At 36.4% G+C, this 14081-nt stretch carries 9 protein-coding genes; 6 read left to right on the plus strand and 3 right to left on the minus strand.

Annotated features, from left to right (window positions below):
• The first annotated feature begins 14 nt into the window (after positions 1-14).
• From gndA to BM371_RS01090, 4 genes are all read left to right on the plus strand, one after another.
• Positions 15-1433, plus strand: coding sequence for an NADP-dependent phosphogluconate dehydrogenase (gndA, locus tag BM371_RS01075; RefSeq protein WP_034674812.1), 1419 nt, complete (start codon positions 15-17; stop codon positions 1431-1433).
• A 9-nt stretch (positions 1434-1442) separates the two neighbouring features.
• Positions 1443-2924: a glucose-6-phosphate dehydrogenase gene (zwf, locus tag BM371_RS01080; protein WP_034674814.1), complete on the plus strand. Its 1482-nt coding sequence runs from the start codon at positions 1443-1445 to the stop codon at positions 2922-2924.
• Positions 2925-2942: 18 nt separating this feature from the next.
• The gene (pgl, locus tag BM371_RS01085) at positions 2943-3653 is read left to right on the plus strand and encodes a 6-phosphogluconolactonase (RefSeq protein WP_034674816.1); all 711 of its coding nucleotides are present in this window, start codon (positions 2943-2945) and stop codon (positions 3651-3653) included.
• A 317-nt stretch (positions 3654-3970) separates the two neighbouring features.
• Positions 3971-5548 (plus strand): Na+/H+ antiporter, encoded by a 1578-nt coding sequence (locus tag BM371_RS01090; RefSeq protein ID WP_034674817.1) that lies wholly within the window; start codon positions 3971-3973, stop codon positions 5546-5548.
• A gap of 120 nt (positions 5549-5668) precedes the next feature.
• Here BM371_RS01090 and BM371_RS01095 read toward each other — a convergent pair whose 3' ends face one another.
• From BM371_RS01095 to BM371_RS01105, 3 genes are all read right to left on the minus strand, one after another.
• Positions 5669-6532 (minus strand): SDR family oxidoreductase, encoded by an 864-nt coding sequence (locus BM371_RS01095; protein ID WP_034674819.1) that lies wholly within the window; start codon positions 6530-6532, stop codon positions 5669-5671.
• A gap of 79 nt (positions 6533-6611) precedes the next feature.
• Entirely contained in the window at positions 6612-7181 is a 570-nt protein-coding gene (locus BM371_RS01100; protein WP_034674821.1) for a Crp/Fnr family transcriptional regulator, read from the minus strand.
• Positions 7182-7588: 407 nt separating this feature from the next.
• A complete protein-coding gene (locus BM371_RS01105) occupies positions 7589-10309 on the minus strand; it encodes a fibronectin type III domain-containing protein (protein WP_034674823.1) in 2721 nt (906 codons plus the stop codon).
• 254 nt (positions 10310-10563) lie between these two features.
• Between BM371_RS01105 and BM371_RS01110 the strand changes: the two genes are divergently transcribed.
• Both BM371_RS01110 and BM371_RS01115 read left to right on the plus strand, forming a co-directional pair.
• Positions 10564-11235, plus strand: coding sequence for a hypothetical protein (locus tag BM371_RS01110; RefSeq protein ID WP_034674825.1), 672 nt, complete (start codon positions 10564-10566; stop codon positions 11233-11235).
• Between the two features lie 301 nt (positions 11236-11536).
• Positions 11537-14038, plus strand: a complete 2502-nt coding sequence (locus BM371_RS01115; protein ID WP_034674827.1) for a PIG-L family deacetylase — start codon at positions 11537-11539, stop codon at positions 14036-14038.
• Positions 14039-14081 lie beyond the last annotated feature (43 nt).

A 14081-nucleotide genomic window follows, 5' to 3' on the forward strand; every position in this document is an offset into this window, starting at 1 on the left:
AATCTTAAGTAAGAATGGAAAAGTATAATTACGGGGTCATTGGTCTCGGAGTCATGGGGAGAAATCTGCTTTATAATATTGCCGATAATGGTTTTTCTACAGCAGGATTCGATTTGGATGAAGAAAAAGTCATTGAGCTTCGAAATGGAGTGACTGAAGGTACAAAGGTAATCGGCTCTGTCTCTCTCGAAGAATTTGTAATCGGTCTAGACATTCCGAGAAAAATTATTTTGATGGTTCCTGCAGGCAAACCAGTGGATGCTGTTCTTGAAAGTATTACTCCGTTTCTCAGCCCGAAAGATGTTGTAATTGATGCTGGGAATTCTTATTTCAAAGATACTGAGAGACGTATTGCTGATTTGGCTTCTAAAAACCTGCATTTTATGGGAATGGGCGTTTCCGGAGGAGAGCAGGGTGCAAGAAGAGGCCCAAGTATTATGCCCGGTGGAGATTTGGAAGCTTTCAATTTAATAAAACCTATGCTGGAATTAATTTCAGCAAAAGTAAATGGTGAAGCTTGTACCGCTTACATGGGGAAAGGTTCAGCAGGAAATTATGTGAAAATGGTTCACAACGGAATCGAATATGCCATTATGCAATTAATCAGCGAGGCTTATGATTTGTTGAGAAAAGGAGCCGGTCTGAACAATGATCAGTTATACGAAGTTTTCAAAAACTGGAACGAAGGCGAAATGAATTCTTTCCTTATTGAAATCACAAGAGATATTTTCCAGCAAAAAGATGATTTGACAGACGGTTTTCTTGTTGATCAGATTTTAGATAAAGCCGGAGCAAAAGGAACCGGAAAATGGACTTCAGAACAGGCGATGGAAATTGGTGTTTCGATCCCGACCATTGATGTTGCCGTTACTTCAAGAATTATATCAGCTTATAAAGAGGAAAGAATAAAAGCTTCTCAATTATATGCTAAAGAAGAAATTTCAACACCCGAAAATGTAGAATTATTCATCCAGGAAGTTGGCGATGCATTGTATCTGGCTACTTTGATCAGCTATGCGCAAGGTTTGGCATTATTGGTAAAAGCTTCTGAAGAATATCAGTTTGAAATCCCATTGAAAGATGTTGTGAAAATATGGAGAGGCGGTTGTATAATCCGTTCTGTTTTATTAGAAAAATTCTATTTGGCTTATTCTAAAGATGAGAATTTATCGAATATTTTATTGGATCAGGAAATTTCAGAAATCGTAAAAACTAAAATTTCTTCATTAAGAAAAACGGCTTCTTTCGCTGCATCAAACGGAATCCCAAGTTTAGGAATTCAGGCAGCTTTAGGATATTTCGAAGCTTACACAACAGAATCTTTACCGGTAAATCTGCTTCAGGCTCAGCGTGATTATTTTGGAGCACATACATACCAAAGAACAGACAGAGAAGGAGTTTTTCATACTTCATGGCAAAACCTAAATAAATAAATCAGGAAAATGAGCGACAACACAATCCTGCATCCAACGACGGTCGTTATTTTTGGTGCAACGGGAGATTTGGCAAAAAGGAAGCTTTTTCCTGCGTTTTACAATTTATATATTGATGGCAGAATGCCAAAAGGCTTCAATATTTTAGCTTTAGGACGAGCCGAAAATACGGATGAAAAATTCAGAGCTTATATTAAAGAAAATCTGGAAAGTTTTTCAAGAAAGACGATAACGCCGGAAGACTGGGCTGGTTTTCAAGCACATATCAGTTATTTTCAGCATCAGCTGGATGAAGAAAGTTCTTATCAGAATTTATATCAGAAACTGGAAGATTTCGACAAAGTGTATGGAATGAGAGGAAACAGGCTTTTCTATCTTTCCATCGCGCCAAACTTCGTGTCGGTAATTTCAAATCATATTAAAAATACTTCAATAGCTTCAGACCCTGCAAAAGATCGAATTATCATCGAAAAACCTTTTGGTCATAATAAAGAGTCTGCTATTGAACTCAATGATCTTCTTTCACAAACCTTTCAGGAGGAACAGATCTATCGTATCGACCATTATTTAGGCAAAGAAACGGTTCAGAATATTTTAGCATTCAGATTCGGAAATTCTATTTTTGAACCTTTGTGGAATCACAGACATATAGAATCCGTGCAGATTACTGTTGCCGAAGAAGTAGGAGTAGAGACAAGAGCAAGCTTTTATGAACAGACCGGTGCTTTACGAGACATGATTCAGAATCACCTTTTGCAGATTCTTTGCATGGTTGCCATGGAACCGCCGGTTTCATTGGAATCAGGAGAAATCAGGGATCGTAAGGTAGATGTTTTAAAATCAATCCGCAGAATTTCGCCAGATAAGGTTGATCATTACGCTGTGAGAGGTCAGTACGGAAGAGGAAAAGTAAATGGTGTCAAAGTCAATGGTTATCGTCAGGAAGAAGGAATTGCTCCTGATTCGAATACGGAAACATTCGCTGCTATTAAGTTTTATCTGGATAACGAAAGATGGGAAAACGTTCCTTTCTACGTTCGTACCGGGAAGAAGATGAAGGAAAAACATTCTTATATTACGATTCAGTTTAAACCACTTCCGCATTCTACATTCTCCGAAAGTACATCACTTCTGTCGGCGAACCGATTGATTATTAATATTCAGCCACAAATGGACATCAGATTGCAGTTTATGTCTAAAAAGCCCGGACTTTCTTTAGAACTAAAACCTGTGGAAATGATTTTTGACAATTTTGCCTGTCAGACAGACACTCCTGAAGCGTATGAAACACTTTTATTGGAAGCACTATTAGGCGATCTTACTTTGTTTATGCGTTCGGATCAGGTGGAAGAAGCCTGGGATGTTGTAAAAACGATCCAGGAAACCTGGGAGAAAACCAAAGATTCTTCTTTCCCGAATTACGAAGCAGGAAGTTGGGGACCCGATGACAGCAATGCATTGGTGGAAAGACAAGGGCATCAATGGGTTTAAAATTTAATTAAAGACTAAATGAATATTACAATATTTAATGATCTAGATGTTTTATACAAAAAATCAGCAGATCTGTTTGTAGAACTTTCGGAAAAGGCAATTCAAAAGCGTGGAAAGTTTGTAGTGGCATTAAGTGGAGGTTCTTCTCCAAAGGCTATTTTCAGCTTATTGTCAACTTCAGAGTATGCAGATAAGATAGAATGGAATAAAGTTTACTTTTTCTGGGTAGATGAAAGATGGGTTTCTCTGGATAACGAAAAAAGTAATTTTAAAATGACTTTGGAGACGCTTTTGGATAAAGTTCCGGTTAATAAAGATCAGATTTTCCCGATGTATAAAGACGGAATCGAGCCAGAAGATTATGCGAAAGAATATGAAGCGCAAATCACAAATGTTTTGGGAGACGACGGTACTTTCGATTTTATTCTTTTAGGAATGGGTGATGATGGTCATACGGCATCTTTGTTTCCAGGTGAGAAAGTTTTACACGAAAAAGAAAAATGGGTGGATGCATATTATCTTAAACCGCAGGAAATGTACAGAATTACTTTGACTGAACCTATCATTAACAAAGCTGAAAATATTCTGATTGTCACATTTGGTCAATCTAAAAAACACGCTCTTAATGAAGTCTTAAACGGAGACTATAATCCGGAATTATATCCGCTTCAGCTAATTGAAAAGAAAGATGGAGTACAGATTTTTACCGATGAAGAGGCGGGAGCCTGATCTGATAAACGACACTAAATTAATATTGGAATAGTTAAGAAAAGTATATTCCTTTAATTATAATTGAGGCTGTCCCAAAAGTGGGATAGCCTCATTTTATCTGTGAATAATAACAGGAGCCTAACAAAATATTTGTTTGAAAATATAGATAATGTTTTGAAGATGTTGAATAATAATTAATTTATAATTGATTTAAAATCAAGGGATGTACGCATAAGTGTAAAAATTATATTTCCACATAAAACAATTTGTTTCAGTCAAGTAAATTATCACAAAAATTAAATATTTTTTTATATTTAAATATCTAAAATCACGATATGCTTGAAGACTTTGAATTTTATCTTTTTTTGGTTTTCTTAATTATAATGCTCATCATGTTGGCCAAAAAGATACGGGTTGCCTATCCGGTACTGCTGGTGTTAGCAGGACTTTTCATAAGTTTTATTCCTGGTGTACCGGCACTTAAGATTGATCCCGAATTATTATTTATTATTTTTTTACCTCCATTGCTGTATGAAGCTGCATGGTCAACATCGTGGAAAGAACTCTGGCGATGGCGTAGGATTATTTTTAGTTTTGCTTTTGTAGTCGTTTTTTTTACCGCATTCTCAGTTGCTGTTTTCGCCAATTATTTTATTCCGGGATTTTCTTTAGCTCTTGGTTTTTTATTGGGCGGTATAGTTTCTCCACCTGATGCAGTAAGCGCCGGAGCAATTTTAAAATTTGTAAAAGTGCCAAAAAGACTGGCTTCAATTCTTGAAGGTGAAAGTTTGCTGAACGATGCTTCTTCTCTGATCATTTTCAGATTTGCAATGATTGCTGCTGCAACCGGTCAATTTATCTGGCATGAAGCGGCTGGAAGTTTTGTTTGGATGTGCTTTGGTGGTGTGGGAATCGGGCTTGCTATTGCATACATCTTTATGAAACTACACAAAATTTTACCTACCGATTCAAACACCGATATTTTACTGACTTTTATTGCGCCATTCTCTATGTATTTGGTAGCAGAACAATTTCATGCATCAGGAGTTTTGGCGGTTGTGACCGGCGGATTATTTCTTTCTTATCGCAGTCATGATTTTTTGAGCAGTGCATCGCGAATACGTACGGTAACGGTTTGGGAAAGCTTTTGTTTTTTGTTGAATGGAATTGTTTTCATGCTTATAGGTTTAGACCTGCCAGAAATTGTTTCAGGTTTAGGTGATACAGATATTTACACTGCAATCGGTTATGGAGTTGCAGTTACTGTTGTTCTTATTATAGTAAGAATTTTAGCAGGGTATGCAGCAGTAATTACAACCTTGGTGATGAGAAATTTTATCACCGTTGCAGATGCACAATCGCCCGGTTGGCAAACCCCCATAATTATTGGATGGACCGGAATGAGAGGCGTAGTATCTCTTGCTGCCGCACTTTCCATCCCGTTGACGTTAGATGATGGAACTCCGTTTCCTCAAAGAAATATGATACTTTTCATCACATTTATAGTAATTCTGTTAACTTTACTCTTACAAGGACTTACGCTTCCTTTTTTGCTTAAAAGATTTCCACCGATAGACCGGGATTTTATTAAAAGTGAGAAAGAGATCGATTACGATATTCAGAATAGTTTGGCAAAAGTGGCAATTGATAAAATACGTAACGATTATGCTCATAAGGTAGACAGTTTCCCAACTTTGAAAGATCAGTTGCAGAAATATGAAAGGCAGGTAAACAGCTCTGAAATTATTCTTAATTATGAGGAATATAGAAAAATTTATATCGACATTCTTGAAACTCAAAGAAACTGGCTCATCAATAAAAACAGGGAAGAGCTGTTGTTAGATGAAGAAATAATCAGAAAACATCTTCGTCTGCTTGATCTTCAGGAAGAAAGATTGAATATGAAAAGCTAAATCTTTAATAATGAAAATAACTTTCAATTCTACGAAACCTTACCCGATTCTTTGATTTCTTTAAACTTGCAAAAAAATACTCCAAAGTAAGAGACTTTGGAGTATTTACAAATTAAATTTTTATGACAAAAGATCCTGCATTCCAAATGCGGTTAAAACTTTTGAATATTCAGTTGCTACAGCATCATTGGCAGCTCTTACAATTTCTCCTGTAGTAGGATCTGCAACAGTTCTCAACGGTCTTTGTCCTTTCGGTAAATTGATAAGCTTTACAACTGCATCAGCAACTTCCTGCGGATCAGGTTTTACTGTTTCAATCATTTTGCCAACGGCTCCAAATATTTTATCCGGAATATCAGCGATCAATTTATAATCATCATTTACGGATGTATCAGATCCGAATTGAACCTTTTGAGACATTTCGGTAGGAAACGAACCGGGTTGTATAATTGCTACATCAACTCCAAAAGGTCGCAACTCGTAATGTAAACTTTCGCTTAAACCTTCCAGAGCAAACTTTGAAGCACCATATGTTGCGAAAAAAGGAGCGGAGAATCTACCCCATCCACTTGAAACGTTGATAATCAATCCTTCCGACTGTTTACGCATAAAAGGCAATGCCAACTTCATCAATCTCCATGGGGCAATAACGTTGACATCAATCATTCGCTGCAAATCTTCCGGTGTTGAGCTTTCTGCCACACCAAACATGGAAATACCTGCATTGTTTACCAATACATCAATGGTTCCTTCTTTCGCAATAATGGTGTTGATTGCATTTTTTACACTGGTTTCATCAGTTAACGACACATCCAGAACAGTAATATTTTCCACTTGTGCTAAAGCTTTTGCCTTCTCCGCATTTTTTCCATCGAGATCTCTCATGGTAGCGTAGACTTTATGTCCCAATGCTGCAACGCTATTGGCAGTAAGCCATCCAAAACCACTATTTGTTCCTGTAATCAAGACTACTTTTTTATCCATTTTTTTTTGTTATTTAAATTATTAAAGCAAATTTCGGGTTCTGGCAAAAGAAAACATTTACCATATGGTAAAAAGTGATTTACCTGATGTTTTTTCTTATTCTGCTTAATGATTGCTGGGTAATCCCTAAATAGGAAGCTATGTAAGACAGCGGTATTCTGTTGGCAAGATTAGGAAATTTGTCAAGAAATGAGAGATATCTTGTGGTCGCATCTTCTGAAACCAACGGACTTCTTCTTTCAATGGTTTTTAATAAACAGTTTTTTAAGATCAGACCGGTTATATCATGCCAACCCACGATGGTATTTCCAATGTCATCCCAGTCTTTTTTCGAAAAAACAAGCAATTTACAATCGGTAACTGCCTCAATATAATCGGTAGCCACTATTTGTGCCTCAAAATTTTGTTGATCCGAAACAAAGTTAAACTCGTCTATAAAATGATGAGTGATTTCCTGACCTTTATTGTTGTAATAGCAAAAACGAACAACTCCCTCCAGAATAAACCCCACCTGCTTGGGAATTTTACCGGCTTCAGAAAAATATTCACCTTTTCGCAGGTCGATCTCCGTTGCTTTGTTTGTAATAAGGTCAATCTGCTGCTGATTCAGATGACCAAACTGCAGAATGTATTCAATAAACTCTTTCATAGATTAAAAATACTTTATTTTTTGTGCAATAGATTTACCATATGGTAAAAAGTATTTGTTAAATACGAATCGCTCTGAAAACTGATTTGAACAAGCATCATAAAATAGCTGGAGTTTTCTTCAGCCTATATTTCCTTTCAAATTTTTTATTTGATTAGATTTCGTTTTATAACAATAAATAATGTTCGAAATTTTTCTAAAATACCTTACCGACAAAATGGAACCCTCAAGTTAAGATCCAAATAATAGAATCTGTACACAAATTATTTGAAGAGTTTGTGACTTTTTCTTTAATAATCAATTTTAAATAAACTTAAAAGTAAATAGGAGCTATTTTCTGTTGATTATAAATAAAAATCCAATCTGCAGATTTTACAGATTGGATCTTTAGATTAAACTCAAATACTTTATTCTATAATAAGTTTTAAAGTAAATAACTTTCGGGTATGTACTTTTACGAAATAAACACCTTTTGGCAAGTTTTCATTCACCAAAGAGAATTTCTGATTATTTACATTTTTAGTTTCATATAACAGTTGTCCTGCAGCTGAAAGAAGTTGAATCTTCTCTATAGGATAATCACTTTTAATAAAAGTTGGCTGTCCTGGTTTTGCTGGGTTTGGATAAAGAATGACATTTTTCTCGGTAGCATTATGCGTTTCGTTTGTACCCAATGTACTTCCCACAACCTGAAAAGAAACTCTGTTCGAAACTTCTGTGTAAGAATCGTTGGTAAACATTACCATATAATAATTACCCGCTGTGGTAGGAACACCATTTACGTTTCCGGTGATTGTTTTTGTACCTTGGGTTACTCCATCAAAATAAGTATACGATGTAAACTGATCATTCGGTGTTTGTACACTTTGCGGATAAATTCCCAGCCAGTCTTTGATAATTCCGGGAGAATCTGTCCATGAGGCAGTGATATTTTCACCTAAAGTATAAACAGGTTTGTTTATCCAAAGGTCAGTTACGATATCGCCTACTTTAAAGAATACTTTTTCTCCGATTTGCGTATACCCGTCTTCCAAAAGGTAGGTTGCGTAATAATAGCCCTTTGGTAGTCCTGTAAAGTTTTTGGTTCCTGCAGCAGTTGTTACATAGCTCCACATTGCTGAAGGATTGGCAGATCCGGGAACCTGTCCCATTTTGTAAATTCCGATCCAATCGTTGGTAAGATTTGGCCCGTTTGTATAATTAATAACTACCGTTCCTCCTACAGGGTAGGTGTCTGATGTAGCTTGCAGAACAACTTTTGGTCCTACATAAAAGTTTTTTCTTCCGGTGATCTCAGTATATCCGTTATTGGCAAAGAAGCCAGCGAAATATTGACCTTTAGTGGCTAGTCCGCTATTGAAATCTGCTGTCCCGGAAGTCTGCCCATTTGTATATTTATAACCTTGTGAGGTTACAGCAGAAGGATTTTGTCCTTTTTTATAAATTCCAACCCAGTCTTGCTGATTTCCCGGCCCATCCGTGTATGTTGCAAGAATAGCTTCATTTTGAAGATACTCGGTTTTGTTTAAAACCAATGCTGGGTTTGAAACTACGCTTCCTGTTATTTCAAACTGTTTTGCATCGCTCCAGTCGCTCCATTCAAGGTTTCTGTCTCTATATCGTACTTTTACATAATAAACTCCGTTGGTTATAGAATTTGTAGCGATAGTGGCTTTGGTAATATCAACTCCTGCGTTTAAATTTTTTGTAACGTCAGGATTTCCATTACCTTCTTTGCCAAACCAGTTTTCGTAGTCACGGTAGAATTCTTTGTCGATAACCGAAAAATCTGCCGTTTTACTGATAAGAAACTGTGTTGTATTTAAAAGCTCCGAAGTTGTGGTTGAGAAATTGCTCCCGTTTATTGTTAAAGGTAAAGTTACAGGTGCTGTAAAAACATTAGTAATAACAGGTTTTGCAGGTTTAGCCAAATTTTTATACCTATGGAAACTGTCGACAACAATACTGTTCTTTTGGTTATAAATACTGCCGATGGAGTAGCTTTCTATATCGACCTTACCATTTGGTACATCAACTTCAACGATTTGATATGTCCAGTCTGTCAGTGTTTTTTGTACATCGTCAAAATCCTGTTCATTAGACATTCCCCAATACTGATCCCATGCGGTTCCACCTGAAATGATCTGGTAGTTTGGTGAATTTTTAAGCTGTCCTCTATGGTATAAGTGGTGATGAGCACCAATGTGCATAAGGTATTTTTCAGAAGAGGTAAGCAAAGGTACAGCCGTATTTCTTACCCATGTTGAAATATCTCCTACATATTGCTCTGCCTGATAAGGTCTGTGGCTTAAAGAGATAATCCAGTGTACAGTGTTGTCAGTAGCTGCGGCAGCTATAACCTGTTGAAGCCATGTTTGTTGTGCAGCTCCTGTGTGTTCTGAACTTAAACTTATAAAAAGAACATTACCTGCCTGCTGCGCATAATAATTCTCGTTTCCTGAACTAATATTTTTGTAGCTCAGCTCATCGATGAAGAAATGGGCATAATAAGAGCTCATACCCAAAGTACCATACGTCTCATGATTTCCTACAGTAGTTTGTATGGGAAGGTATGGCGAAAGTTTTTGATTTTTCTTAAAGTGAACATTTTCATAGTGGTCGAGTGTACCAACGTCGACCTGATCTCCCACCATAAAGGTTAAAGCAATATTGTCTGATGGATCCTGAGTCAAGCCAAATCTTTGTTTTATTTTTTTATAGGCATGAAGGTTAAGAGAATCGTACCTGGGTTCGTTTTTTAACTGGTTGTCACCCATAATCAGAAACCTGATTTTACCGTCTGCAGTTGATGGTTGTCCCGGAAGTGGAAGAGTGCGAAAATTATATACTAAAGACTCATTCGCTCCCGTTTTTACTTTATAATAATATTTTGTATTAGGCTGAAGATTGGTAATCTTCGCTGTATGATAATAATAGTTATTGCTGTATCCGGTATCGGAAAAAATATTGGTCGTTCCTGTAACCGTTACATTTAGGTTTGATGATGAAGTACCATAATAGACTGTTGTCTCATTGTCGGAAGAAGTTTTCCAGTTGACAATCATAGAATTGGGAGTAGGATTCTGTAGATACGGAACCGGTACCTGCGCAAAGCATAACTGTGCCATTAAACAGCACAATAGAAGTAAATAATGTTTCATTTGGTAGAAATAATGGATTAGATTTTTAACTGACCAAAGCTAAATCCTTTATATTACTGCGTTGTTACAAGTCTGTTAATTAATGCTTAATAAATTATCAGTACAACAATAAATTAAGACTTGCACTATTCTTTGACTTGTTCAATGTTAGATAATATTAAAAATTAGAGGTTTTTTTAATTTTTAACTATAGTTTTGCCTAAACAAATGCAAAATAGACAATGCCAATAAATCAATTACCTCCAGACGGAGGAATGTTATATAAAGAAACAGATATGGCTCAGTTTTTCCCTGAGCCGTTAAATGCAATAACTGCTGTATTATTTTTAGCCTTAGCTATTTTTTGGACAATCAAAATAAAGGGTAATTTTAAAGAATATCCCTTTTTAACTTATTGTTTAATCTTATTATATATTGGTGCCATTGGCGGAACTATTTATCATTCATTCAGACAATGGCCTGTATTTATTGTGATGGATTGGATGCCCATCATGTTACTTTGCTTGTCTGCCGGATTTTATTTTGTAGCTAAGAGCACCAGATGGTATTATGCTGTTGTAATGGTTCTGGTATATCTGATACTCATGTTTGCTCTGAAAAACTGGATTTTGATAGATAACACTTCTCTTTTTATCAACATAAATTATGCAATCATGGCTTCGTTTGTGCTTTTTTCCGTATTAAGTTATTTGATTTATACCAGGTGGAAAGCCGGCAAATGGGTAGCTTTTGCTTTATTATCGTTTACTTTAGCATTAACCTTTCGTATAGCAGATAAATGGGAATGGTTCAGTTTCGGAACACACTTTTTATGGCATAGTTTCGGGGCAGTAGCGACATTTTGTATGTTTAATTATATCAATCTTACGAAGAATACAATTAGAAAAACATAGATAGTTTTCATTTTCTTTGAAACAATAATTCATAAATAAACTCTGTTTAAATTTAACCATAAAAGTCACAAAAGTTTTTACTTTTTAAACACTTTAGTTGACTTTAGAAAGTTTAAAATAATACGGCATAATAGTACAGTAAAGTATATAACTTAAAATAGCTTTAGTGTTTAAAAAGCTTTAGTGTCTTTTGTGGTTTAATAAAAAAGTTTAAGCATTTTTTTTGTAAAATTTAGAATATAATTCTTTAAAGTCGAAAGAAAAACGATTTACTTATATTTGCCCCGCAAAGCAAATTCAAATGTTCAGAAAAGTAATCATTGTATTTATTCTTGGCTTTTATTCGGTTTTTTGTTCGGCCCAACAGGTTCGACCTTCAAAATCATCTGAAATTTATCGCGACCTTAAAACGCTCAAAAATATTCCTAAGGTTTTATACCTTGCGGCTCATCCCGATGATGAAAATACAGGATTACTATCCTGGTTAATCAACGACCAAAATGTAGAAACGGGCTATCTGTCTTTAACCAGAGGTGATGGTGGTCAGAATTTATTAGGCACAGAACAAGGTGCTGCATTGGGTTTGATCAGAACGCATGAGCTTTTGGAGGCAAGAAAGTTAGACGGCGCCCAACAGTTTTTTACCCGGGCGATTGATTTTGGGTTCTCTAAAAACACAACCGACACCTTTAAACAATGGGATGAAGACAGCATTATCGCTGATGTCGTTTGGGTCATCCGTAAATTCCGTCCTGATGTGATTATCTGTCGTTTTCCGCCTAATGCTGCGGCAGGTCACGGGCAACACGCGGCTTCGGCTGTCGTTGCAGAAAAAGCCTTTAAGTTAGCAGGAGATAAAAATGCTTTTCCAAACCAATTAAAATATGTAAATGTTTGGCAGCCAAAACGTGTATTGTGGAATACTTTCCGCTTTGGTGCGGTCAATACAACTGCCGAAAATCAACTGAAAATTACGGTTGGGCAATATGATGCGCAGTTGGGAATGGGCTATGGTGAACTGGCAGGATTAAGCAGAAGTTTGCATAAAAGCCAGGGTGCGGGAACACAGTCTGTAGCCGGGATCAAAACTGAATATTTTAGTCATGTTGCCGGTGAGCCTGCAAAAACAACACTTTTTGGCGGCGTACTTAAAACCTGGACGGCAAAAGGTAACGCTGATATTGACCATTCATTAGATAAAATTATTTCCGCTTTCAATTTTAATAAACCTGACCTGAGCTTGCCTGCTTTGCTTGCTTTACGAAAAAAGGTGATGGCGCTTAATGATTCAGACCTGAAAAAGGATAAAATTAAATCCCTCGACCAAATTATTTTAAGCTGTGCCGGATTTATGGGTGAAGTAGTAACCAATCAGGCTGAAGCTGTTGCCGGAGATAACTACAATTTTAGGTTAAATCTGATTTCAAGAGCTGAAAATCCTGTTATTTTAGAAAATGTAAAATGGCTGAGCCAGTCAGAAAGCTTTACCAGAAAATTATCAAAAGATTCTTTAATCACCATTGAACATAACATTCAGATTCCTGCTGATGCAGCACTCACAGAACCTTACTGGTTGGTAAAACTAGCCACAAACGCGGCAACTTTCTCTGTTCCGAATGATACTCTAATAGGTTTGCCCGAGGCAGAATCACCACTGAATGTTTTGCTTGATTTAAAAATCGGTTCGGAAAAGTTTCAGGTTAAACTTCCTTTGTCTTTCAAGAAATTAGATCCGGTGCGGGGGGATGTGGTCGAAGGCTTGCGCATTGTTCCTGCAGTGGAACTGAAATTTACACAACCACTTTATCTGGTCAAAGAAAATGAAGATTTACATTTGAGTTTAAATTTTAAGGTTAATTCCAGCAAAAAATTCACTAATGGTAAAATAAACCTGATGTATAACGGAGAACGATTAGGCGGTGCTGATGTAAGTTCGTTCAATGATAAAGATTTTACAATCGATTATATCATTCCAAAAGCTAAGCTTGCCTCAATCAATTCGAATCGTCTGCAATTGGATGCAAATTATGTTGCAGATGGAGTAACTTACAATAAAAAACAAATATTAATTCAATATCCGCATTTACCTTCCTTACAATATTTTGCACCTGCAACGGTAGCTGTAATGAAAGGTGATATCCAAACGAAGGTTAAAAAAGTAGGTTATGTACAAGGTGCGGGAGATTTCATTCCTGAGTTCCTACGTATTGCGGGTATTCAGGTAGACGTGTTAAAAGATGATGATTTTTATGGCAACTTAAATGAGTCTGGAAACGGTGGTCAAAACAAACTGTCACAGTATGATGCCATTGTTCTTGGTGTTCGAGCCAATAACACAGAGAAAAAGTTGGGTCGTTGGATGCCTTTTTTATGGTCTTATGTAAAAGCCGGAGGTAATTTGGTGATGCAGTATAACACCAACCAAGATACAACTGTTGGCCAATTGGGAATGTACAATTTCAGTATTGCCAATAAGCGCGTGACAGAAGAAAATGCTGAAGTTAAATTTTTAAATCCAAATCATAAACTCCTGAATTTTCCGAACAAAATTACGGCGAATGATTTTAATGGATGGGTTCAGGAACGTGGTGCTTATTTCCCGGACAAATGGGATTCTAATTATGAACCACTTTTTGAAATGAACGATACAGGTGAAGAGCCACTACAGGGATCAACTTTATATGCCAAATATGGGAAGGGTAATTTTATTTACACACCTTTGTCATTTTTCAGACAGTTACCTGCGGGGAATGTTGGAGCGGCGCGTTTATTTTTAAACTTTTTATCTGCACAGAAAAACTAATGAACAAGCAACTTAAAAATTGGAATACCTGGTACATACTATT

The sequence above is a fragment of the Chryseobacterium formosense genome (assembly GCF_900116415.1).
Classification (GTDB): domain Bacteria; phylum Bacteroidota; class Bacteroidia; order Flavobacteriales; family Weeksellaceae; genus Chryseobacterium; species Chryseobacterium formosense.

Coding starts and splice junctions, on each gene's coding strand:
- pgl (WP_034674816.1), top strand. CDS start 2,943: ATGAATATTACAATATTTAATGATCTAGATGTTTTATACAAAAAATCA.
- BM371_RS01110 (WP_034674825.1), top strand. CDS start 10,564: ATGCCAATAAATCAATTACCTCCAGACGGAGGAATGTTATATAAAGAA.
- zwf (WP_034674814.1), top strand. CDS start 1,443: ATGAGCGACAACACAATCCTGCATCCAACGACGGTCGTTATTTTTGGT.
- BM371_RS01105 (WP_034674823.1), bottom strand. CDS start 10,309: ATGGCACAGTTATGCTTTGCGCAGGTACCGGTTCCGTATCTACAGAAT.
- BM371_RS01115 (WP_034674827.1), top strand. CDS start 11,537: ATGTTCAGAAAAGTAATCATTGTATTTATTCTTGGCTTTTATTCGGTT.
- gndA (WP_034674812.1), top strand. CDS start 15: ATGGAAAAGTATAATTACGGGGTCATTGGTCTCGGAGTCATGGGGAGA.
- BM371_RS01090 (WP_034674817.1), top strand. CDS start 3,971: ATGCTTGAAGACTTTGAATTTTATCTTTTTTTGGTTTTCTTAATTATA.
- BM371_RS01100 (WP_034674821.1), bottom strand. CDS start 7,181: ATGAAAGAGTTTATTGAATACATTCTGCAGTTTGGTCATCTGAATCAG.
- BM371_RS01095 (WP_034674819.1), bottom strand. CDS start 6,532: ATGGATAAAAAAGTAGTCTTGATTACAGGAACAAATAGTGGTTTTGGA.